The 21,930-nt window shown below is 50.4% G+C and carries 17 protein-coding genes and 1 pseudogene; 16 read left to right on the forward strand and 2 right to left on the reverse strand.

Features of this window, described 5'->3' with window-relative positions:
* Window positions 1-5: 5 nt before the first annotated feature.
* The 3 genes from DSZ37_RS11315 to asnB all read left to right on the forward strand — a co-directional run bounded on the left by DSZ37_RS11315 (window position 6) and on the right by asnB (window position 3,984).
* The gene (locus tag DSZ37_RS11315; RefSeq protein WP_109727016.1) at window positions 6-1,331 is read left to right on the forward strand and encodes a CCA tRNA nucleotidyltransferase; all 1,326 of its coding nucleotides are present in this window, start codon (window positions 6-8) and stop codon (window positions 1,329-1,331) included.
* Window positions 1,328-2,071: a pyruvate formate-lyase-activating protein gene (gene pflA / locus DSZ37_RS11320; protein ID WP_109727017.1), complete on the forward strand. Its 744-nt coding sequence runs from the start codon at window positions 1,328-1,330 to the stop codon at window positions 2,069-2,071. Before DSZ37_RS11315 ends, pflA begins: the two co-directional genes overlap by 4 nt.
* Before the next feature lie 98 nt (window positions 2,072-2,169).
* Window positions 2,170-3,984, forward strand: a complete 1,815-nt coding sequence (gene asnB / locus DSZ37_RS11325) for an asparagine synthase (glutamine-hydrolyzing) (protein ID WP_109727018.1) — start codon at window positions 2,170-2,172, stop codon at window positions 3,982-3,984.
* Window positions 3,985-4,124: 140 nt separating this feature from the next.
* On the opposite strand, the gene DSZ37_RS11330 is transcribed toward asnB, so the two are convergent.
* Window positions 4,125-4,889: a hypothetical protein gene (locus tag DSZ37_RS11330; protein WP_109727019.1), complete on the reverse strand. Its 765-nt coding sequence runs from the start codon at window positions 4,887-4,889 to the stop codon at window positions 4,125-4,127.
* Window positions 4,890-5,109: 220 nt separating this feature from the next.
* On the opposite strand from DSZ37_RS11330, the gene DSZ37_RS11335 reads away from it, so the two are divergent.
* Both DSZ37_RS11335 and DSZ37_RS11340 read left to right on the forward strand, forming a co-directional pair.
* Complete coding sequence (locus DSZ37_RS11335) at window positions 5,110-5,718, forward strand: hypothetical protein (protein WP_109727020.1); 609 nt, start codon at window positions 5,110-5,112, stop codon at window positions 5,716-5,718.
* 18 nt (window positions 5,719-5,736) lie between these two features.
* A complete protein-coding gene (locus tag DSZ37_RS11340; protein ID WP_109727021.1) occupies window positions 5,737-6,426 on the forward strand; it encodes a PepSY domain-containing protein in 690 nt (229 codons plus the stop codon).
* Window positions 6,427-6,490: 64 nt separating this feature from the next.
* Here the strand turns inward: DSZ37_RS11340 and DSZ37_RS11345 are convergent, their stop codons facing one another.
* A complete protein-coding gene (locus DSZ37_RS11345) occupies window positions 6,491-6,721 on the reverse strand; it encodes an HPr family phosphocarrier protein (RefSeq protein ID WP_109727022.1) in 231 nt (76 codons plus the stop codon).
* A gap of 295 nt (window positions 6,722-7,016) precedes the next feature.
* Here DSZ37_RS11345 and mtaB point away from each other — a divergent pair, with 295 nt between their 5' ends.
* From mtaB to DSZ37_RS11395, 11 genes and pseudogenes are all read left to right on the forward strand, one after another.
* A complete protein-coding gene (gene mtaB / locus DSZ37_RS11350) occupies window positions 7,017-8,330 on the forward strand; it encodes a tRNA (N(6)-L-threonylcarbamoyladenosine(37)-C(2))-methylthiotransferase MtaB (protein WP_109727023.1) in 1,314 nt (437 codons plus the stop codon).
* Between the two features lie 156 nt (window positions 8,331-8,486).
* Entirely contained in the window at window positions 8,487-12,191 is a 3,705-nt protein-coding gene (locus tag DSZ37_RS11355; protein ID WP_109727024.1) for a phosphoribosylformylglycinamidine synthase, read from the forward strand.
* 155 nt (window positions 12,192-12,346) lie between these two features.
* Window positions 12,347-13,384, forward strand: a pseudogene (locus DSZ37_RS18240) (leucine-rich repeat domain-containing protein); the annotation flags it as partial.
* Between the two features lie 9 nt (window positions 13,385-13,393).
* The gene (locus tag DSZ37_RS18005; RefSeq protein WP_242978621.1) at window positions 13,394-14,035 is read left to right on the forward strand and encodes a dockerin type I domain-containing protein; all 642 of its coding nucleotides are present in this window, start codon (window positions 13,394-13,396) and stop codon (window positions 14,033-14,035) included.
* 313 nt (window positions 14,036-14,348) lie between these two features.
* Complete coding sequence (gene glgA, locus DSZ37_RS11365; protein WP_109727026.1) at window positions 14,349-15,803, forward strand: glycogen synthase GlgA; 1,455 nt, start codon at window positions 14,349-14,351, stop codon at window positions 15,801-15,803.
* Window positions 15,804-15,911: 108 nt separating this feature from the next.
* Window positions 15,912-16,529 (forward strand): flavodoxin family protein, encoded by a 618-nt coding sequence (locus tag DSZ37_RS11370; RefSeq protein ID WP_109727027.1) that lies wholly within the window; start codon window positions 15,912-15,914, stop codon window positions 16,527-16,529.
* Window positions 16,530-16,633: 104 nt separating this feature from the next.
* The gene (locus DSZ37_RS11375) at window positions 16,634-17,299 is read left to right on the forward strand and encodes an HAD family hydrolase (protein ID WP_109727028.1); all 666 of its coding nucleotides are present in this window, start codon (window positions 16,634-16,636) and stop codon (window positions 17,297-17,299) included.
* Window positions 17,296-17,538: a hypothetical protein gene (locus DSZ37_RS11380; RefSeq protein ID WP_109727029.1), complete on the forward strand. Its 243-nt coding sequence runs from the start codon at window positions 17,296-17,298 to the stop codon at window positions 17,536-17,538. Before DSZ37_RS11375 ends, DSZ37_RS11380 begins: the two co-directional genes overlap by 4 nt.
* Window positions 17,539-17,872: 334 nt before the next feature.
* On the forward strand, window positions 17,873-19,231 hold the full coding sequence (trkA, locus tag DSZ37_RS11385; RefSeq protein WP_109727030.1) for a Trk system potassium transporter TrkA: 1,359 nt from the start codon (window positions 17,873-17,875) through the stop codon (window positions 19,229-19,231).
* Window positions 19,232-19,250: 19 nt separating this feature from the next.
* Window positions 19,251-20,687, forward strand: a complete 1,437-nt coding sequence (locus tag DSZ37_RS11390; protein WP_109727031.1) for a TrkH family potassium uptake protein — start codon at window positions 19,251-19,253, stop codon at window positions 20,685-20,687.
* A 76-nt stretch (window positions 20,688-20,763) separates the two neighbouring features.
* Complete coding sequence (locus tag DSZ37_RS11395; protein ID WP_109727032.1) at window positions 20,764-21,876, forward strand: leucine-rich repeat protein; 1,113 nt, start codon at window positions 20,764-20,766, stop codon at window positions 21,874-21,876.
* Window positions 21,877-21,930 lie beyond the last annotated feature (54 nt).

The raw sequence follows: 21,930 nt of genomic DNA on the forward strand, positions 1-21,930 counted from the left end.
CTGTATTGGAACTCGATAAGAATACCGACAAGGTACTGTCGGTGCTTGAACAGAATGGCTATGAAGCCTATATGGTAGGCGGCTGCGTCCGCGACAGGATAATGGGCAGAGAGATACATGACACCGATATAACCACAAATGCCCTTCCCGAGCAGATAATGGAAGCCTTCAGCGGCTACAGGATCATACCCACAGGCATCAAACACGGCACAGTCACCGTTATCTGCGGCGATGTGCCCTATGAGATAACTACATATCGGATAGACGGAGAGTACACCGACCACCGCCGCCCCGACAGCGTGGAGTTCACTACGGATATAGCTGATGACCTTGCACGCCGCGATTTCACCGTGAACGCCATAGCTATGGACAGGCACGGAAATATCGTTGACCCGTTCGGCGGCAGGGAGGATATCGAAAGAAAGCTCATCCGCTGCGTAGGAGCGCCCGAGCAGAGGTTTGCTGAGGACGCCCTGCGTATAATGCGCGCCATACGCTTTTCCTCTCAGCTGGGATTCAGGATAGACGTCAGGACAGCAAGAGCCATATACGATATGAACTCACAGCTCAGCAACATCTCCCGTGAGCGCATAAGGGAGGAGCTTGACAAGACCATCTGCGGCAGGAATGCGGTTGAGGTCCTTATGGAGTACAGCAACGTCATTATCTCAGTGATACCCGAAGTCAAGCCCTGCATCGGTCTGGATCAGCGTTCACCCTATCATAAGTACAACGTCTGGGAGCACATGATACGCGCCATGGGGGCGGCTCCGCAGGAGGACCTGCTTCTCCGCAGGACGCTGTTCTTCCACGATATCGGCAAGCCACCCTGCATGAAGCTTGACGAGACAGGCAGGGGACATTTCAAGCAGCACGACCGCGTGGGAGCGGAAATGACCGAGAAAATAATGAAGCGGCTCCGCTATGACAAACGCACTATCGCCGACACAGTTAAGCTCATCGCCTATCACAGCAAGAAGCTGAAAAACAGGACGGACGTAAAGAAGATGCTGTCCGTAATGGGCGACAAGCTTTTCTTCAAGCTCATGGAGCTGAAAAAGTGCGATAACTCCGCGAAAAATCCGTTTGTAGCAGACGAGAACCACGTTTTTGACAGCTATATGGAAATGGCACGGGAAATGATAGCAAACAACGAATGCCGCAGTATAAAGGGACTTGCCGTAAAAGGCACCGACCTCATGGCTCTCGGACTTGAGGGCGAGGAGATAGGAACGGTCCTTGAAGAAATATTACAGCTTGTTATGGAGGAGCGCCTTATCAACGAAAAACGCGCCCTCATGAAATATATAAGACAGAGGTGCAGCAGATGAAAGGACGCATACATTCAACGGAGAGCTTCGGAACGGTAGACGGACCCGGAGTTCGCTTTGTGGTATTCTTTCAGGGCTGTCCGCTGAGGTGTAAATACTGCCACAATCCCGATACATGGGACTTTTCCGGGGGCAGAGAGGTAACGGCAGAGGAGCTGATGAAGGAGTATGACTCCTATAAGGAGTTCTTGAAGTCGGGAGGAATAACCGCAACAGGGGGCGAGCCGCTGGCGCAGCCCGAGTTTCTTGCAGAGCTGTTCGCTCTTGCAAAGAGCAAGGGTGTCCACACCTGCCTTGACACCTCCGCAGGGGTATATGACCCTGCCCACCATGAGAAGATAGACGAAGCCCTGAAGTACACCGACCTTGTCATGCTTGACATAAAGCACATAGACAACGAGGAGCACAAGCGGCTGACGGGCAAGGGGAACCGCAATATACTTGCTTTTGCGGAGCATATCCGCGAGCTGGGCATACCCGTGTGGATACGCCATGTGGTAGTGCCGGGCATCACCGATAAATATGAGGAGCTTTTTGCGCTTGGGGAGTTTCTCTCCACTCTCAGCAATATCAAGGCTCTGGACGTACTGCCCTATCATGATATGGCGAAGCCGAAATACGCCGAGCTGGGACTTGATTACCCCTTGGGGGATACCCCTCCCCTTACCAAGGAGGAAGCCATAAAGGCGCGTGACATCATAATGGACGGCATAAAGTCGGGACTCCGCAAACAGAAGTGAATAAACACAGAGACCTCCGTAACCAAACGGAGGTCTTTTTCATATAATGATACTGACAAAACGGCGTACCGTATGCCGAAAAGCGGCGGAGGAGAGATATGTGCGGAATTGCAGGAGCTGTCAGCTTCATCGAGGATATGCGCGAGGACATGAAGATATACGAAAAAATGCAGCACGCCCTGCTGCGGAGAGGACCCGACCAGCGCGGCATGGTGCTGAAGCGTCAGGCAGCCCTTATCCATACGCGGCTTGCAGTCATCGACATAGACGGCGGCAGGCAGCCCATGAGCTTCGGGCGGTACACCATAGTCTACAACGGCGAGCTCTACAACACGGAGGAGCTTAGGCGTGAGCTTGCAGGCGACTTTGACTTCACCACTCATTCCGACACCGAGGTAGTTCTGAAAAGCTACATAAAATGGGGAAGCACCTGCGTTGACAGGTTCAACGGCATCTTCGCCCTTGCGGTCTGGGACGAGGAGGAGCAGCGACTTTTCCTTGCACGGGACAGGATAGGTGTGAAGCCCCTGTTTTACTATGATACGGGAACACGGCTCATCTTTGCTTCCGAGCTGCCCTCCCTGCTGGAGCATCCTCTCGTTCCCCATGAGATAGACGCAGTTGGGGCGGCGGAGCTTCTTCTCATGGCACCGGGACGGACAATGGGCTGCGGCGTTATCCGCGGCGTAAAGGAGGTAAAGCCGGGCTGGTGCGGATACTACACCGCCGAGGGAACGAAGCTGTGGGAGTACTGGCGGCTGAGGGCATATGAGCTTCATGAGAGCTTTGAGGACACCGCCGAGCACGTCCGCGAGCTTGTGCTGGACTCCGTAAGGCGTCAGCTTGTGTCGGATGTGCCTGTGTGTACCTTTCTTTCGGGAGGACTTGATTCCAGCCTCATCTCCTCCGTGGCGGCAGCGGAGCTGAAGAAGCAGGGCAGACAGCTCACCACCCTGTCCGTGGACTACCGCAACAACGAGAAATACTTCTGCAGCAGTCATTTCCAGCCCGACAGCGACCCCGAGTACATTGCCTGCATGGCTGAATATCTCGGCACCGACCACCATAACATCGTCCTTGACACTGCCGACCTTGCAAAGGCTCTTGATGACGCGGTGGAAGCACGGGGACTGCCCGGTATGGCAGATGTGGACTCCTCCATGCTGCTGTTCTGCCGCGAGATAAAAAAATACGGCACCGTCGCCCTTTCGGGGGAGTGTGCCGACGAGATATTCGGGGGCTATCCGTGGTACAGGGACGAGAATACCCGCATGACCGACGGATTTCCGTGGGCGCAGAGCACAGCCTACCGCAGCCGTTTCCTCTGCGACAGGTATGCCCGTGAGATAGACGCCGTGGACTACGTCTACTCTGCCTACCGAAGAACAGCGGACTACGCCATGAAGCTCCCCGATGACAGTCCTCTTGAGTACCGCATGAGGGAGATGACCCAGCTGAATTTCCACTGGTTCATGCAGACCTTGCTGGACCGCAAGGACAGGATGTCCATGTACAGCGGACTGGAGGTGAGGGTGCCCTTCTGCGATTACCGCATAGCCGAGTATCTGTACAACGTGCCGTGGGAGTACAAGGACTACAAGGGCAGAGAAAAGGGACTTCTCCGGGAAGCCATGAAGGATTGGCTTCCCGAGAAGGTATTATGGCGGAAAAAGAGCCCCTACCCCAAGACTCACGACCCTGTGTTCCTCGATATTGTGACGGAGAGACTGAGGAGCGTACTTGACAGCGGCGGACGGCTCACGGAGCTTGTGAAGCGTGAGGAGCTTGAACGGCTGCTGCGGCATGAGGACCATGTCCAGTGGTACGGTCAGCTCATGAACCTTCCCCAGACCATAGCCTATTTCCTGCAGCTTAACTGCTGGCTGGAGCGCTTTGACATAAAGCTGGTCTGATAATGCATAATCATGGCGGCTATATATGCTTTGCAGGGACGCCCATTGGGCGTCCCTGCGCGCTAATGGCTGTGGAACGCCGAGGGCGGCTTTCCGCACTGCTGCAATAAAAACGGGCGGAAAATCTCCGCCCGAAATAACTATTTGCTGCCAACTTCCTTGATATCGTAGCTGAGCTCGAATGCACCGTCGTCGCATTCGCTGTAAAAGCTGCTTACGATACGGCTTGCCACCAGATGACCGCCGTCGTCATCGGCACCGATGAGGAGCACCATCACACTGTCATCGCCGCAGACCGACGCCATATCTCCTCTGCGTAGACAGAGCCTTACCGCTTCGGAAAGGGTGTGCATGACCTTATGACGGGAGGCAGGGGATCGGCTGCTGTCACAGGAAAGGGACATGACCAGCATCTGAGCTGACCTTCCCGTTCTTTCCAGTATCCTCATGACGAAGCGGAAGATGTTGGCGAAGTCCTTGGAGCGGACGCAGAAAGCTCCCGTATCACGGTCTCTCATGGCAAGGAGCTTTTCAAAGGACACCTCGCTGTCGGAGTCCTCACGGGGAGGGAGAGCGTTCAGTGCTCTGACCCTTCTCAGAAGCAGCTGACCGCAGAGGGGGAGACGGATTATATCGTCGAAGCCCATGGCAAGGAGTATCTCCTGATTTTCGCCGCTTGTATCCGAGGTAACTGCGGCGGTAGGGATACGGCGGAGCCTTTCCGAGCTGCGTATACTGCTGATGACAGAGCCTACCGAGCCGCTGCAATACTCCTCGGAAACGAGAATGATATCACAGTCGGGGAGACCTGCCGCATCGGCTGTCAGAACGCACTCAAAGGCTTCTCCGATAGACTCCTCCCAGAAACGGGTATTATTAACACTGTCGATGATACCTGCGACCATAGCACAGCCTCCGTTCAAAAGTTGTTCATATTTTATTATAGCATATCGGCGGCGAAGTATCAATTATCGTTTGCAACAAATTTTCATACTGTTTTTTGACTTATAGGACAAAGTGTGATTGTTTCCGTTTCGCAATAAAAGGGAAACCAATTTTTTGCTTGATATTTTTGCTGAGTTGCTGTATAATGTATTTACAAGAGCTATGTGAGGAGGTCAGAAAATGAAAGAAATAAAGTTTTTTGCCGCAGTATCGGCAGCGGCAGTAATAGCGGCGTCAATGCTCAGCGGCTGCACCGACCACAATGACAGCTATATCGAGAGACCGCATACAGAAGCGGAGACCACAACAGAAGGCATAGTGGAGTGGACCACCAAGGCACAGACCACCACGAAAAAGGCGAAGAAGACCACCTCCGCCGCAGATGAGGACAGCGTTACAACTACCAAAAAGAACAAGAACAAGAATAAAAAGACCACTTCTTCCGAGGATGAATATACCGATACAACTACCACCACGGCGGTATTCGACAGCGATGACGGGACCTATGTGGAGTATCACTTCCGCAGTAAAAAGCTCCTCAACCAGCATTTCGAGAAGCACGGCTCGGAGTTTGACGGGGATTTTGACTATGCTTCGGCAGCTGACTACGAAAAGGGCGCCAGCGACGTTATCAACAACTCTTCAGCCCTTCACAAGACCGAGGCGGAGGACGGCGACGGAGTTTACTACATAGAGTCTACCAACGAGTTCGTTATACTGTCCACAGACGGCTATATAAGGACGTATTTCCGTCCAAACGGCGGTATAGATTATTATAACAGACAATAACGGAATGAAGGTGCTGACATGAAAAAGACGATTATCGCGGCGGCAGCCGTTACTGCTGCGGCAGTGATGCTGAGCGGCTGTTCGGGAGATTCCCATTCGCGCAAGGGCAGCGGAGCTGCCGACAGACCCGAGTCATGGGCTGTGGAGCAGAGAACTCTCGAGGATATAACACCAATGAGCGGCGAGGAGCAGGTCTACGTCACCAGAGACGAGGAGACCGACGAGGTGAAGATAATTCAGGGAGTCCTCAGCGACGATCCCGTGAACAACGAGAGGGAAGCCCTTGATCTTATCGCCTCATATTCTCAGATAATGGGATATATCGACGTATACAGCGAGCTTCAGTACAGCGGCGCTACAGAATATAACCACAAGATTGATTACAGATTTGACCAGTACTGCGACGGTATGCAGGCAGGATATGTGGAGCTTATGGTGGACTATGACGAGGGCAGCAGGGCAGTAGTGCTCAACAGCCATTATACCGACCTCTGGGGCTTCAGCACAGATCCGAAGGTCAGCGAGGCAGAGGCTGTGAAGTGTGCCGCGGACAAATATAAGACAGACAAGGGCGCCAAGCCGCAGCTGACAATTGCGGAGGGACCCGTACTGGCGTGGATAGTTCCTGTCATTGACGACGACGTGACCGAGGTGTACATAGACGCGAACAACGGCAACATCATCCGCGAGATACACGCAGAGGACTGAATAACAAAGAAAAGGGATACATTCCTTACGGAACATATCCCTTTTGCTTTTTCTGTTATTTATCTTACTTTACGATAAACTTATCGATCTCTTTGAGGAACTTGTCAGCGTCATCTGTGTGCGCATTCAGCTGGATAGGCTTTGAGAGGTCGAGGCTGAAGATACCCATGATCGACTTTGCATCGACAGCATATCTTCCGGAAACGAGGTCAATATCGAAATCATACTTCATAACGATGTTGACGAATTCCTTTACGTCATTGATTGCCTGAAGATTAACAGTTGTTTTAGTCATACTTTACCTCCTGTTTTCAGATGTACGGGTGTGCGAATGGATTTTTTCTTGTTTATTTCTTTTTCATGCGGCTTTTCCCGACCGCAGTTATATAATAGCACTTCTAATCGGCGCTGTCAAGCCATTTTTGGAATTTTCGTCATTTTGGTATATATGATTGATATAGGGGCGGTGTTTTTTATTAATAGAGGATAAACTATTAACAGTGCATAAAAACAGGGAGTAATAATTGTGCACAATTCCAGTGAGGGGAAAGTGACGTACCTTCCGACAAATAGTAAAAATAAGGAGAATTATGTATAAAGTATATTTTATAACATTTGGCTGCAAGGTCAATCACTACGAGACCGAATGCATGAAGGAGCTCTTTCGCGGAGCCGATTTTGCCATTGCCGACTCCCCCGAGGGTGCCGACGCCGTGGTGATAAATTCCTGCACCGTTACCTCGTCGGGCGACAGCCGAGCCCTTGCGGCACTTCGCAGGACAAGGGCGGCGCTTCCCGATGCGGTCATAGCTCTGACAGGCTGCTATCCGCAGGCAAACCGCGAGGAGGCGGAACAGCTTCCCGAGGCGGATATTATCGCGGGAACAAAGCACAGGAGCAGGATCGCGGGAATGGTGCAGAGCTGCCTTGCGGAGCGCAGGCGTATAGTGGAGCTTTCGGATTACAGCTCAGAGGACATTTTCGAGCCCCTGAAGTGTACCCGTTTTGACAGCAATACCCGCGCATTCGTGAAGATTCAGGACGGCTGCAACCAGTTCTGCTCATACTGCATGATACCCTATGCGAGGGGACGGTGCCGCTCAAAGCCGCTGGACGTTCTCCGCAGCGAGGTGAGAGCCATTGCCGAGGGCGGTGTGAAGGAGATAGTCCTGTCGGGCATAAATCTTGCCTTTTACGGCAGGGAGTTCGGTGCGGACCTTGCGGACGCCGCGGAGATATGCGCCGCCACAGAGGGCATAGAGCGCATAAGGCTCAGCTCGCTGGAGCCCGAGATGATGTCGGAGCAGCTCCTCACGAGACTGAGAGCCCTGCCGCAGTTCTGTCCCCAGTTCCATCTGTCCCTCCAGAGCGGCTGCGAGAGGACGCTGAAAGCCATGAACCGCAGATATACCGCCGCGGAGTACCTTGCCCTGACAGAGCACATACGGAGCATCTTCCCCGATTGCTCCTTTACCACAGACGTAATGGTGGGATTTCCGCAGGAGACCGACGAGGATCACGCCGAGTCCGTGGACTTTGTGCGCCGCGTTGGCTTTGCGAAGGTCCACGTTTTCAGATATTCGCGGAGAAAGGGCACAAAAGCCGACAAAATGAGCGGACAGGTGCCCGAGAGCGTCAAGACCCTGCGCTGGCAGGAGATGACAGCTGCCGCCGAGGAAAAGCGCGAGGAGTACCTCCGCGCACAGGTGGGAAAAACAGTCCCCGTACTCTTTGAACGCGAAAAATCACCAGAATTTCACCGCGGATATGCACCCGATTATACATTAATAAAGATTTCGAGAAAAAATCCCGAAAAAAGTTTGCGTAATCAGATAATTAGTGTTATAATAGAAGAGTGTGGTCACGACTGCTGCTTCGGCAGTCCCGTCGGCGACCTGTATTAATGCATAATGCTTTATAAAATGCATAATGCATAATGCATAATTCATAATTGCGGCGAATGATCTTAAATGATCATGTTTCTGATATTATCGGCGAAGCCGATACGCTCATTATGCATTATGAATTATGAATTATGAATTGACCGAAAGGAGATCTTTATGTCCGTATTCAGAATTTACGTTGAAAAAAAGCCTGAATTTGCAGTTGAGGCACAGTCCGTGCTCAGCGATATAAAAACTGCCCTCAGACTTAACATTTCCGGCGTCCGTATCCTCAACAGATACGATGCAGACAAGCTCAGCGAGGAGGACTTCAACGCTGCCATCAGCACAGTATTCTCCGAGCCCGCAGTTGACGTGGTATATGACGAGCTTCCTCAGGTGGCAGAGTCCGACCGCGTATTCGCAGTTGAGTACCTCCCCGGACAGTTCGACCAGAGAGCCGACAGCTGTGAGCAGTGTATACAGATACTCCGTCAGGGCGAGCGCTGCCGCGTGAGAAATGCCAGAGTTTACATAATTTCGGGCGTTATCACCGACGAGGACTTCGCAAAGCTCAAGGCTTATATCATCAACCCCGTTGAGAGCCGCGAGGCTTCACTGGAGACTGTAAAGACTCTTGATACAAACTATGATATCCCCACAACAGTTGAGGAGCTTGAGGGCTTCATCAACCTCAACGCTTTCGGACTCCATGCCTTCGTTGACAAGTTCGGACTTGCCATGGACTACGACGATATCAAGTTCTGTCAGGACTACTTCCGCAACGAGGAAAAGCGCAACCCCACAATTACCGAGATACGCATGATCGACACCTACTGGTCCGATCACTGCCGTCACACCACATTCCTCACAAATGTTGAAAACGTAAAGATAGATACTCCTTATATAAAGGATACATACGATATGTATGTGAACGTCCGCGAGGAGCTGGGCAGAACGGACAAGCCCATGACCCTTATGGACCTCGCCACCCTTGCAGCAAAGAAGCTGAAGGCTGACGGAAAGCTTCCCGACCTTGACGAGAGCGAGGAGATCAATGCCTGCTCTGTAAAGATCAAGGTGGATATAGACGGCGAGCAGGAGGACTGGATCCTCATGTTCAAGAACGAGACCCACAACCACCCCACAGAGATCGAGCCTTTCGGCGGTGCGGCTACCTGCCTCGGCGGAGCTATCCGTGATCCTCTTTCGGGACGTTCCTATGTATATCAGGCTATGCGTGTAACAGGTGCAGCCAATCCTCTCGTACCCGTTGAGGACACCATCGCAGGCAAGCTCCCCCAGAGAAAGATCACAGTGGGCGCGGCAAACGGCTACAGCTCCTACGGTAACCAGATCGGTCTGGCAACAGGCCATGTTGCCGAGGTATATCACCCCGGCTATGTTGCAAAGCGTATGGAGATAGGTGCAGTTCTCGGTGCGGCTCCTGCTGAGAATATCCGCAGAGAGAGACCCGTTCCCGGAGATATCGTTATCCTCCTCGGCGGCAAGACAGGACGCGACGGCTGCGGCGGTGCAACAGGTTCATCAAAGTCACATACTCTCGAGTCACTTGAGAACTGCGGCGCAGAGGTACAGAAGGGTAATCCTCCCGAGGAGAGAAAGCTCCAGAGACTGTTCCGCAATCCCGAGGTAACTAAGATGATAAAGCGCTGCAACGATTTCGGTGCAGGCGGCGTTTCCGTTGCTATCGGCGAGCTGACAGACGGTCTCGTTATCAACCTCAATGCAGTGCCCAAGAAGTATGACGGTCTTGACGGTACCGAGATAGCTATTTCCGAGTCACAGGAGAGAATGGCAGTTGTCATCGCTCCCGAGGACCTTGATAAATTCATGGAGGAGGCTGCCAAGGAGAACCTTGAGGCTACCCTCGTTGCCGACGTTGTTGAAGAACCCAGACTGAAGATGAACTGGAACGGCAATACCATCGTTGACCTTTCACGCGAGTTCCTCAATTCAAACGGCGCTCCCAAGTATACAGACATCGAGATCGAGAGACCTGCATTCACTTCCGAGACAGAGCCTGCCGACAGCGCTGAGACATGGTCACAGCTCATGTCAAACCTCAATGTATGCTCACAGAAGGGCCTTATCGAGAAGTTCGACTCAACTATCGGCGCAGGCACAGTCCTCATGCCATTCGGCGGAGTTTACCAGATGACCCCCTCACAGGCTATGGCAGCAAAGATACCCGTCCTCAAGGGCGAGACCAATACCTGCTCGCTCATGGGCTGGGGCTATAATCCCGATATTTCCGAGAAGTCTCCCTACCACGGCGCAATGCTGGCTGTTATCGAGTCCATCGCAAAGGTAGTTGCAGCAGGCGGCTCATATAAGAAGTGCTGGCTCACATTCCAGGAGTACTTCGAGAGAACTCAGAACGATCCCACCCGCTGGGGCAAGCCTATGGCTGCTCTCCTCGGCGCATTCAAGGCTCAGCTGGAACTGGAGTGCGGCTCTATCGGCGGTAAGGACTCAATGTCCGGTACATTCGAGAACATCGACGTTCCTCCCACACTTGTTTCCTTCGCAGTTTCAACTGCTACGGCTGACAAGGTAGTCTCCACAGAGTTCAAGGAGGCAGGAAGCACAGTCATCACCATTGTTCCCGAGTATGACGAGCACGGTCTGCCCAAGTTCGACAGCATCAGAGAGTGCTTCGACAAGGTGGAAAAGATAATCGCAGACGGCAGAGCAAATGCCATCTGGACAAACGGCTACGGCGGATTTGCAGAGGGCATTGCCAAGATGTGCTTCGGTAACAAGATCGGCTTCGAGTTCACATCACAGCCCTCAGCAGACAAGCTGTTCAAGCCCTGCTACGGTGCATTCATCATCGAGCTCAAGGGAGATGCAAAGAGCGGCGAGGAGGTTCTCGGTAAGACCATCAAGGACTACAAGGTCATCTGCCGCGACTATACTCTCAGTCTGGATAACCTCCAGAGAATATGGGAGGGCAAGCTGGAGCCCGTATTCCCCTGCCGCATAAAGACAACGGATGCAACTCCTCAGACATATTCATCACCCAATCGCATACAGCTCTCGGCTTCCACAAAGATCGCAAAGCCCAGAGTCCTCATCCCCGTATTCCCCGGAACAAACTGCGAGTACGATACTGCCCGTGCCTTTGAGAAGGCAGGCGCTAAGCCCGAGGTAGTCGTTATCCGCAACCTGTCCGCAGGCGATATCGAGGAGAGCGTAGGCTACTTCGAGAGAGCGGTAAGACGCTCCGAGATCATTATGATCCCCGGCGGCTTCAGCGGCGGTGACGAGCCCGAGGGAAGCGGAAAGTTCATCACAGCATTCTTCCGCAACCCCAAGATAAAGGACGCTGTTCACGACCTCCTCAGGAACCGTGACGGTCTTATGCTGGGTATCTGCAACGGCTTCCAGGCACTTATCAAGCTGGGACTTGTGCCCTACGGCGAGATAATCGACATGGCAGACGATGCTCCCACACTGACATTCAATACCATCAACCGCCATCAGTCAATGATGGTAAATACCCGTATCGCTTCCAACAAGAGCCCTTGGCTCTACGGCTGCGAGGTGGGCGATATCCACACAGTTCCGATCTCACACGGCGAGGGACGCTTCGTAGCTCCCGCAAGCCTTATCCAGCAGCTTGCAAAGAACGGTCAGATCGCTACACAGTACGTTGACCTTGACGGCAACCCCACAATGGATATTCGCTACAATCCCAATACCTCCATCGAGGCTATCGAGGGTATCACTTCTCCCGACGGACGAGTATTCGGTAAGATGGGTCACTCCGAGCGTAAGGGCAGCTACATCTGCAAGAATGTTCAGGGCGAAAAGGATCAGAAGATATTCGAGAGCGGCGTAAAGTACTTCACATGATGATTTTAAGGGACGGTGGCTACCGTCCCTTTTTATTGTGCGAAATGTGCAAAAATAAGCGCATAATTTTGTTATAACGGCGGATTTTTTGAAGCCGCGGAATGTGGTATAATGTTAGTGTATACAACCCACTATAGGGAACAGGAGGTCTTTATATGAAATTTAAGAAGTTGTTTGCGGCAGCTCTTGCTTTGGCAATTTCATGCGGCGCTGTACAGACGGCGGCTTACTATTCTCCCGATAGCTTTTCAGCAGTAGCGGAGGAGCAGTATTATACCGAAGTTGAGGAAAATGGGATAAAGTATAATGTTTACAGCGACCATGCAGAGGTTATTGGCTGTGATGAAAATGCTGAAAGCGAATTGATTATACTTGAAAAAGTTAATGACGTTAATGTTACGATTATAGAAAGACAAGCGTTTCAAAAAAACCATAAAATCACAAAAATAAAGTTGCCAGACACAATTACGGAAATACGCGAATATGCTTTTAATAATCCAATGATAACAGATATTAATATTCCTGAGGCATTAACAATAATAGGTGATTATGCTTTTTGTGGTTGTCGTTTCAAGAAGATAATATTGCCAAATAACGTAAATAGTATAGGAAAAGGGGCATTTATCAATTGTTATAATTTGGAAGATGTTATAATACCTAATAATGTTAATCAAATTAAAGAAAACGCTTTTAAAGGAACAAAATGGTTAGAAAATGAAAGAATAAAAAATCCGCTTGTTATTGTCAATAATATTTTGATTGATGGTCAAGCAGCAGAAGGCAATGTTATTATTCCGGACGGTGTCTTTTGTATTTGCGCAAGGTCTTTTGAAAAAAATAGCAAGATCTTGTCAGTAGAATTACCTGATAGTATTAAAATAATTGATGAATACGCTTTTTTTAATTGTTATAAATTAGCTGATATTAATTTTCCTGATTCAATTAGTTATATAGCGCATAGTGCAATAGGTGGGACAAAATGGCTGAAAAATAATACAGAAGAGATTTTGATTATTAATGACTGTTTTATCACAGCTGAGAATTGCAAAACTGAAACTTTGATTATACCAGATAATGTAAAACAAATTCAATCAGAGGTAAATTTAGGAAGTTCTGCTGTTAAAAAAATAGTTTTTCCAAAGAATGTTGAAATTATAGAAGAAAGACATGGTATTGGAAATAGTATTGAAGCAATTACTATATTGAACCCCTCATGTGGTATATTTGATAGTGAATCCACTTTTGCAATTGGTGAGGTTAAGGGAGTATATACTAAAAACGCAACAATCTACGGCTATGAAGGTTCTACCGCTCAGGCGTATGCCGAGAAATACGGCTATAAGTTTGAAGCTCTGAAAGACGAGCCCGAAACTACCACAACCACATCATCGACCACTACAACAACCACAACCACGACCACAACGACCACTACCACCACAACCTCTACTACTACAACTACCACCACAGCAAAGCCCAAAACTACCACAACTTCCACGACAAAGGCACCTGCAAAGACCACGACTACCGCTAAGAATACAACGACCACCGCAGTTACCTCAAAGGCTCCCGTGACTACCACAACTGTCCCTGTGCAGACCTCAAAGGCACTTGGCGACTTCACGGGCGACGGCAAGATAGACGCCGTTGATGCTTCAAATATCCTCGCAAAGTACGCTTCTATCTCAACGGGCGGAACTGTTCCCACGGAGCAGGATCAAGCGGTCTGCGATGTGAACGGCGACAAAAAGATCGACGCTGTTGACGCTTCAAAGGTGCTGGCTTTCTACGCTTACCTCTCGGGCGGCGGTGATATGAGCTTTACGGATTACCTCAAAGAGAACTGATAATTCAGCTGCGCCAAAACAGAATATTTTTATGCCGAGCCTGTTATCATGGGCTCGGTTTTTTATCATCCCCCTTCATAAGCAGTCCGAAAAGGGGGCGGAAACAATGGAAAACCGTTGTATAATAAAAAAGTTTTTTTGAAATTCGACTTAGTAAACAAATTATTGCTAATACTATTGTTGATATTCACAGTGTTTCCGCCCGCTGTGCAATGTTCATATTTTCGTGTTGACTATTGGCAGAAATTAGTATATAATATTAGTAAGGTTACAGGTGTACGCTGTAACAAATACAATGGTAAGGAGATATGCTATGAACAATATTCTATTCGCCGCTTCCGAGTGCGTTCCCTTTATTAAGACGGGCGGTCTTGCCGACGTTGTAGGCGCACTTCCGCAGTACATCGACAAGAAAAAGTTCGACGTCAGAGTCATTATGCCTTATTACACCTGCATACCGGATAAGTACAGGAACGAATTCAAGTACGTTCATCACTTCTATATGGACTATGGCATGAGGAGCGAGGGCGTCCATGTCGGCATCATGGAGTATGAATACAACGGTATCACCTTCTATTTCGTGGATAACGAGTATTACTTCAAATGCGACAGTCCCTATTCTCCCGACCTGAAATGGGATATAGAGAGGTTCACCTTCTTCTGCAAGGCTGTGCTGGCGATACTGCCTGTTATAGGCTTCCGCCCCGATATCATACACTGTCACGACTGGCAGGCTTCTATGATACCTGTTTTCCTGCACTCCGCCTTTGCCACAAACCCGTTCTTCAGCTCCACCAAGACCATAATGACTATCCATAACCTGAAATTCCAAGGCGTATGGGATATAGATACATTCAAGTACAACACGGCTCTTCCCGATTATATGTTCACATCGGATAAGCTGGAGTTCCACAATAATGCAAATATGCTCAAGGGCGGTCTGGTCTATGCGGACTATATCACCACTGTGTCCGAGACCTATGCCGAGGAGATAAAGTATCCCTTCTACGGCGAGCAGCTTGACGGACTTCTCCGTGCAAGGTCGGCTTCGCTGAGAGGTATCCTCAACGGTATCGACTATAAGGTCTTTGACCCTGCAAATGACAAGAAGATATTTGCGGAGTTCACCGTCAAAAACGTCAAGGCGAAAAAGGCTGAGAACAAGAAAAAGCTTCAGGAGCAGCTGGGACTTCCCGTTGACGAGAACAAGTATATGATAGCTATAATCTCCCGTCTCACCGACCAGAAGGGTCTCGACCTCGTTAACTATGCTATCGAGCGTATCTGCGACGAGAATACTCAGTTCGTCATCATCGGCACAGGCGACCCCAGATACGAGAATATGTTCAAGCACTATCAGTGGAAGTACCCCGAGAGAGTGTCCGCGAATATACTCTACTCCGATGATCTGGCTCATAAGCTCTATGCTGCGGCTGATACTATGCTCATGCCGTCACTGTTTGAGCCATGCGGACTTACTCAGCTCATAGCTCTCCGCTACGGAACTCTGCCCATCGTCCGCGAGACAGGCGGTCTCAAGGACACTGTTACCCCGTATAACGAATTTGACGGAACAGGCAACGGCTTCTCATTCGCTAACTATAACGGCGACGAGATGCTGGGAGTTATCAACTACTCCAAGCACATCTACTACAACCACCGCAAGCAGTGGGACAAGATGGTGCAGCGTGCTATGGAGCAGGACTTCTCATGGAACAGCTCCGCAAGCCAGTATGAGGGTATGTACAGCTGGATGATAGAATGGTAATAATTCTGAAACATAGGAGTGAGGGCGGAGTTCATTCCGCCCTCTATCCTTCATGATAAATGCGTGTTTTCAGAGCGCCGAGGGCGTTTAGTGTAAAGGAGAATTACAATGAAAGTACTTATACTTAACGGAAGCCCCAGAGTTAACGGGAATACTTCCCTCGCAATAGATGAAATGGTAAAGATCTTCGCTCAGGAGGGCATAGAGACCGAGGTCTGTCAGGTGGGAAACAAGGCTGTAAGAGGCTGCGTTGCCTGCGGAAGCTGCGCTGAAAAGGGTAAATGCGTGTTCGATGATGTGGTGAATGAGCTGGCTCCCAAGTTTGAGGAGGCTGACGGTCTCATCGCTGCTTCTCCCGTGTACTACGCCTCTGCAAACGCTACTCTCGTTGCCTGTCTGGACAGACTTTTCTACAGCACTCACTTTGACAAGACCATGAAGGTGGGGGCAGCTGTTGCCGTGGCAAGACGCGGCGGCTGCAGCGCTACTTTCGATGAGCTGAACAAGTACTTCACCATAAGCGGTATGCCCGTGGCTTCCAGCCAGTACTGGAATATCCTCCACGGCAGAGAAAAGGGCGAGGCGGCTCAGGACGCAGAGGGACTCCAGACCATGAGGGTCCTTGCAAGGAATATGAGCTTCCTTATGAAGTCCATCGCCCTCGGCAGGGAGAAATACGGCATCCCCGAGAAGGAACCGTGGCAGCCCACACACTTTATAAGATAATGCATAATTCATAATTCATAATGCATAATTACAGCGGAGGCGGACATTTTTCACCCTGCTAAGCACTAATCACTAAGCACTAACAACTAAAAAGGATAATTTGAATGAATAATATTAAAGGCGCTATTTTCGATATGGACGGTCTCATGATAGACACCGAGAAGCTCTATCTCAAATTCTGGATACTGGCAGCCAAGGACTTCGGCTATGATATGACTCCCGAGCACGTTTACTCCATGCGGAGCATGGCGAGAAAGTTCTCGATTCCGCTGCTCAAGGGCATTTTCGGCGAGGACTGTCCTACCGAGGACATAAGAGCTCACCGCACCGAGCTCATGAACGAATACATAAAGGAGCACGGCATCGAGGTCAAAAAGGGACTTTTCACCCTGCTGGACTACCTCCGCGGAAAGGGGATAAAAATGGCTGTGGCTACGGCTACTCCCCGCGAGAGGACTGTTGAGTATCTCAGGACGATCGGCGCGGCGGACTATTTCTCGGCGGTCATCTGCGGTGACATGATAGAAACAGGCAAGCCGGCTCCCGATATTTACCTTACCGCCGCAAAGGAACTGGGACTTCCTCCGCGGCAGTGCGCTGCCTTTGAGGACTCGCCCAACGGCATAAAGGCTGCCCATGCGGCAGGCTGCTTTGCGGTGATGATACCCGATATGACACAGCCCGATGAGGAGATAAAGCCCCTGCTCTCGGCAGTTTACGACAGCCTTGATATGGCTGTGGACTTCTTTGAAAGGGGGAAAAATCAATGAGCGTTTCCGAAATATTCGAGATACCCAAATTCTACTACTTCGAGAGTGGTAACGACTTCTCGGGCAGCAAGGGCGATTTCGCCTATAAAATAGCCAACGGCGAGAAGCTGAAATGCATGACATGGCACGGCAGGCTCTGCTCCATGAAGGCGGAGATAGAGCATGAAGCCGAGTTTGACCGCACACAGGAGGGCTTCGACCAGCTGATAAAATGGCTGGAGGAGATGTACAAATCATAATTTTGCGGAGCAAAATTATGATTTGAGCCCTTAGCCCTTAGCCGTTAGCTAATGTAGGGGACGCCGCCCTCGGCGTCCCGCGAGATATATTACACTCCCAACGGGACGCCGAGGGCGGCGTCCCCTACATTATGATAAATTTTGATTTATGCAGTTGACAAAAGCGTACTGTCGGATTATAATTAATGTGGGCATTTACAGCCGCTGTTTCCCGAAATGTCGGGAGCTGAAATGTGAGTGCCCTTCAAGTGCCTCGCACATACTCTGAAAAAGCTCTCTCTGCGCTGTTTCCCAATGGCTCAGGAGCTTCATCTATATCAACTACGGAGGGATTATGGATATTATTATTGTAGGCTGCGGCAAGGTGGGTACCGCCCTCGCCGATGTGCTGAACGACGAACACAATGTGACCATAATTGATAAAAAGGAAAGCCTCGTTGATGCGGCTACCAATGACTATGACGTAATGGGCATTGCCGGCAACTGCCTTCAGACCGAGATACTGGCGGAGGCTAATGTGGACAAGTGCAATATCTTCATTGCTGTTACGGCTTCGGATGAGGTGAATATCCTCTCCTGTCTTATCGCTAAAAAAATGGGCGCACGCCACTGCATTGCCCGTGTGCGCAGCCCCGAATTCGACAAGCAGCTGGTATTCATGCGTGAGGAGCTGGGTATCAGTATGATGGTAAATCCCGACTATAACGCTGCTAACGAGATAGCTAAGGTACTTCGCTATCCCGAGGCTATCAATATAGAGTCATTTGCAAAGGGCAGGGTGGACCTCACCGAGATACGCATTACCAGCGGAAGTATCCTTGACGGTGTGGCTCTCAGCCAGCTCTCAAGACGCATGAGACTGGATGTGCTCATCTGTGCTGTTCAGCGCGGCGATGAGCTCACTATCCCCAACGGAAACTTCGTGCTCCGCGCAGGTGACAAGATACACATGACCGCTTCTCACAGCAATATGGTCAAGTTTTTCAAGAGCATAAGTGCTGCTTACCGCGAAAAGCGCGTAAAGTCCGCGGTTCTCATAGGCGGCGGACGAGTTGCTTATCACCTCGCTCAGCAGCTCATAGAAATGGGCGTCAAGGTCAAGATAATCGAGATAGACCACGAGCGCTGCCTTGAGCTCTCAGACAGGCTCAACAAGGTGGATATCTCCTGCGCCGACGGCACCGACCACGATATCCTCGAGGAGGAGCGCGTTTACGACGCGGACGCTGTGGTCACCCTCACAGGCATAGACGAGGAGAATATCCTCCTCTCGCTCCTCGCCAAGAACAACGGCGTGGAAAAGGTGGTCACCAAGGTCAACAGGATGTCCCTCATGCAGCTTTCCGACACCCTCGACCTTGACAGTATCATCTCACCCAAGACTATCACCGTAAACCAGATACTCCAGTATGTCCGCGCAAGACAGAACTCAATGGGCAACAGCGTCACCACTCTGTACAGACTGGTGAACGAGCGACTGGAGGCTATCGAGTTCGTTGTCCGCGATGAAAAGGACTATGTGGGAGTTCCGCTGAAAAAGCTCAAGCTCCGCAGCGGTATCCTTATCGCAAGTATCGTCAGAGGCAATGAGCTTATTATCCCCAAGGGAGATGACTGCCTGAAGGTGAACGACAGCGTTGTTGTTGTTACCACCACCAAGGGTATGCACGACCTTAGCAATATTTTCGACTGAGGAGTGCACAGCTTAGACTATGAATTACAGAATGATATCATATATTATGGGACAGATCCTGAAGGTCGTGGGACTCTTTATGCTTCTTCCCATATTAGTAGGGTTTATTTACGGGGAAGACCATGTGGTCGCTTCCTTCGGCATACCGTTTCTCATCACAATGGCTATCGCCATTATATTCACTATCAAAAAGCCGAAAAACAATTCAGTATTCTCAATGGAGGGCTTCGTCAGCGTTGCTGCCTCATGGGTGACCATGTCCTGCATCGGCGCCCTGCCCTTCGTTATATCGGGTGAGATTCCCGACTATCCAAGTGCTCTCTTTGAGACCGTTTCGGGCTTCACTACCACGGGCGCTACTATCCTTGAGGACGTGGAAGCCATGTCCCGCTCCTGCCTTTTCTGGCGCGCCTTTACCCACTGGCTGGGCGGTATGGGAGTCCTCATGTTCGTGCTCGCCATCATGTCAAGCAACGATTCCCGTACAATGCACATGATGAGGGCGGAGTGCGCAGGTCCCAAGGTGGGACGTCTTGTGTCAAAATCAAGATTTTCGGCGCGTATCCTCTACGGCATATACATCACGCTGACAGTTTCCGAGGCTGTGCTGCTGCTCTGCGGCGGTATGCCGCTGTATGACGCTGTTATCCACGCCTGCTCATCCGCAGGTACGGGCGGCTTCTCCATATGGGGCGACAGCATCGGACACTATAACAGCGTGTATATAGAAATGGTCGTCGCCATTTTCATCATCCTTTTCGGCGTCAACTTCAACCTTTACTACTACCTTATAATAAGGAAGTTCTCGCTTGCTACGAAGAATGAGGAGGTAAGGACCTATTTCGGAGTCATCATCGCAGCTACGGCTATAATCGCCATAAACGTACACAAGCTGTACGACGGCGTGGGCGATACCCTCAGACATACCTTCTTTATGGTGGCTTCCACCATAACCTCCGCAGGCTTCTCTACTACGGATACGGCAAAATGGCCCGTATTCTCCCAGACCCTGCTGCTCATGCTCATGTTCGTGGGCTCCTGCGCAGGCTCCACAGGCGGCGGTATGAAGGTATCCCGTATAATGATACTCATAAAGACGGGTATCAAGGAACTGAAATACATCACCAATCCCCGTGCTGTTGCCACAGTAAAAATGGACGGAAAGCCCGTGGAAAAGGACGTTGTCCGCGGAGTAAGCAACTATCTCATACTCTTTATCATGCTCATGTGCATTTCCGTGCTGCTGGTAACACTTAACGGCTTTACCATTGAGGAATCGGCTTCTGCTGTTATCACCTGCATGAACAACATAGGCTTCGGCGTGGGACGCTTCGGTCCTGCGGGAAATCTGGGCGGCCTCAATGCCTTCTCAAAGGTGGTCCTCTGCTTCGATATGCTGCTGGGACGTCTTGAGATATACCCCCTCATTATGCTGTTCGTGCCGAGAAGAAGGTAAGATTCTGAGTCCTGTGACGCTTGGGGCGCTGAGCAGGACTTGAATATATAAATATTAAAATAGGAGGAATAAAAACATGAAAAGGCTATTGGCAGCTGCTCTTTCGGCAGCTATCTGTATCACGGCTTCTTCGGCTCTGACCGTTGGTGCTGTGGGGACGAAGCTGGTTGCGGGCATCGCCACAGAGGAAAAGGTCACCGAAGACCAGTCAGGTGTATGCGGCAAGAACGCAACATGGACTCTCAGCGGCGACAAGCTCTCAATAGGCGGCACAGGCCCTATGGCATCATGGGCAATGAACACTGATACGCCCTGGTATAAATACAGGGATGCCGTAAGATCCGTCGAGATCGCCGAGGGTATAACTACCATCGGTCCCGGTGCTTTTGCTGATTTTCCTAATCTGAGCAGGATAAGCATCCCCTCGACTGTCACCAGTATCAGCAGAGGCGCTTTCCAGAAGTGTACATCGCTTTCATCCATCGATCTGCCAAGCAATATCGCTACTGTCGGCAGAGATGCCTTCAAAGAGTGTTCTGCGCTGAGTTCTATCTCAATACACAACAAAGACTGCAATATAGTCGGCGGCAGCACGACCATCTCCAACAGTGAGTCAGACGGATCGGGCTCATTCGGCGGTACCATTTATGGCGTCAGCGGCTCTACTGCTGAAAAATATGCCAAGAATAACAGCTACCGCTTTGCTCTGCTGGGAGACGAGCCTGTTATCACATCTACCACTACATCCACAACAACATCGACAACATCCGCTACTACGACCACATCTACAACAACTACTACTTCAACAACAACTACTACCACATCAACGACCACTACAACTTCCACTACCACATCTTCTGCAACTACTACTTCAACTACCGTTCCACCCACTACTACTACAACGACCACTACAACGCCTGAGCCTCCTGTTACGGGATATACCCTCGGCGATGTCACTAATGACGGTATGATAGACGCAGTTGACGCAAGCAAGGTGCTTGCTGAGTACGCAAGGGTCTCCTCAAACCGTCCAAGATCATTTGATGACAGAGAATTCAAAGCAGCTGACGTTGATCTGAACGGAATGACAGATGCAGTTGACGCTTCAAAGATACTGTCATATTACGCTTATCTTTCTTCAACTAAAGAGGAACCTAAGTCTATATCGGAGTTTTTAAGCAGCAAATAACCATTCAGTGTTAGGGGAATGCATAGGGGAAATTAAAGAGAGGGTCCGCTGAAC

Source organism: Ruminococcus flavefaciens (assembly GCF_900116855.1).
GTDB lineage: Bacteria > Bacillota > Clostridia > Oscillospirales > Ruminococcaceae > Ruminococcus > Ruminococcus flavefaciens_R.

Coding starts and splice junctions, on each gene's coding strand:
- DSZ37_RS11375 (WP_109727028.1), top strand. CDS start 16,634: ATGAATAATATTAAAGGCGCTATTTTCGATATGGACGGTCTCATGATA.
- mtaB (WP_109727023.1), top strand. CDS start 7,017: ATGTATAAAGTATATTTTATAACATTTGGCTGCAAGGTCAATCACTAC.
- glgA (WP_109727026.1), top strand. CDS start 14,349: ATGAACAATATTCTATTCGCCGCTTCCGAGTGCGTTCCCTTTATTAAG.
- trkA (WP_109727030.1), top strand. CDS start 17,873: ATGGATATTATTATTGTAGGCTGCGGCAAGGTGGGTACCGCCCTCGCC.
- DSZ37_RS11355 (WP_109727024.1), top strand. CDS start 8,487: ATGTCCGTATTCAGAATTTACGTTGAAAAAAAGCCTGAATTTGCAGTT.
- DSZ37_RS11380 (WP_109727029.1), top strand. CDS start 17,296: ATGAGCGTTTCCGAAATATTCGAGATACCCAAATTCTACTACTTCGAG.
- DSZ37_RS11335 (WP_109727020.1), top strand. CDS start 5,110: ATGAAAGAAATAAAGTTTTTTGCCGCAGTATCGGCAGCGGCAGTAATA.
- DSZ37_RS11345 (WP_109727022.1), bottom strand. CDS start 6,721: ATGACTAAAACAACTGTTAATCTTCAGGCAATCAATGACGTAAAGGAA.
- DSZ37_RS11370 (WP_109727027.1), top strand. CDS start 15,912: ATGAAAGTACTTATACTTAACGGAAGCCCCAGAGTTAACGGGAATACT.
- DSZ37_RS11395 (WP_109727032.1), top strand. CDS start 20,764: ATGAAAAGGCTATTGGCAGCTGCTCTTTCGGCAGCTATCTGTATCACG.
- pflA (WP_109727017.1), top strand. CDS start 1,328: ATGAAAGGACGCATACATTCAACGGAGAGCTTCGGAACGGTAGACGGA.
- DSZ37_RS11390 (WP_109727031.1), top strand. CDS start 19,251: ATGAATTACAGAATGATATCATATATTATGGGACAGATCCTGAAGGTC.
- DSZ37_RS11340 (WP_109727021.1), top strand. CDS start 5,737: ATGAAAAAGACGATTATCGCGGCGGCAGCCGTTACTGCTGCGGCAGTG.
- asnB (WP_109727018.1), top strand. CDS start 2,170: ATGTGCGGAATTGCAGGAGCTGTCAGCTTCATCGAGGATATGCGCGAG.
- DSZ37_RS11330 (WP_109727019.1), bottom strand. CDS start 4,889: ATGGTCGCAGGTATCATCGACAGTGTTAATAATACCCGTTTCTGGGAG.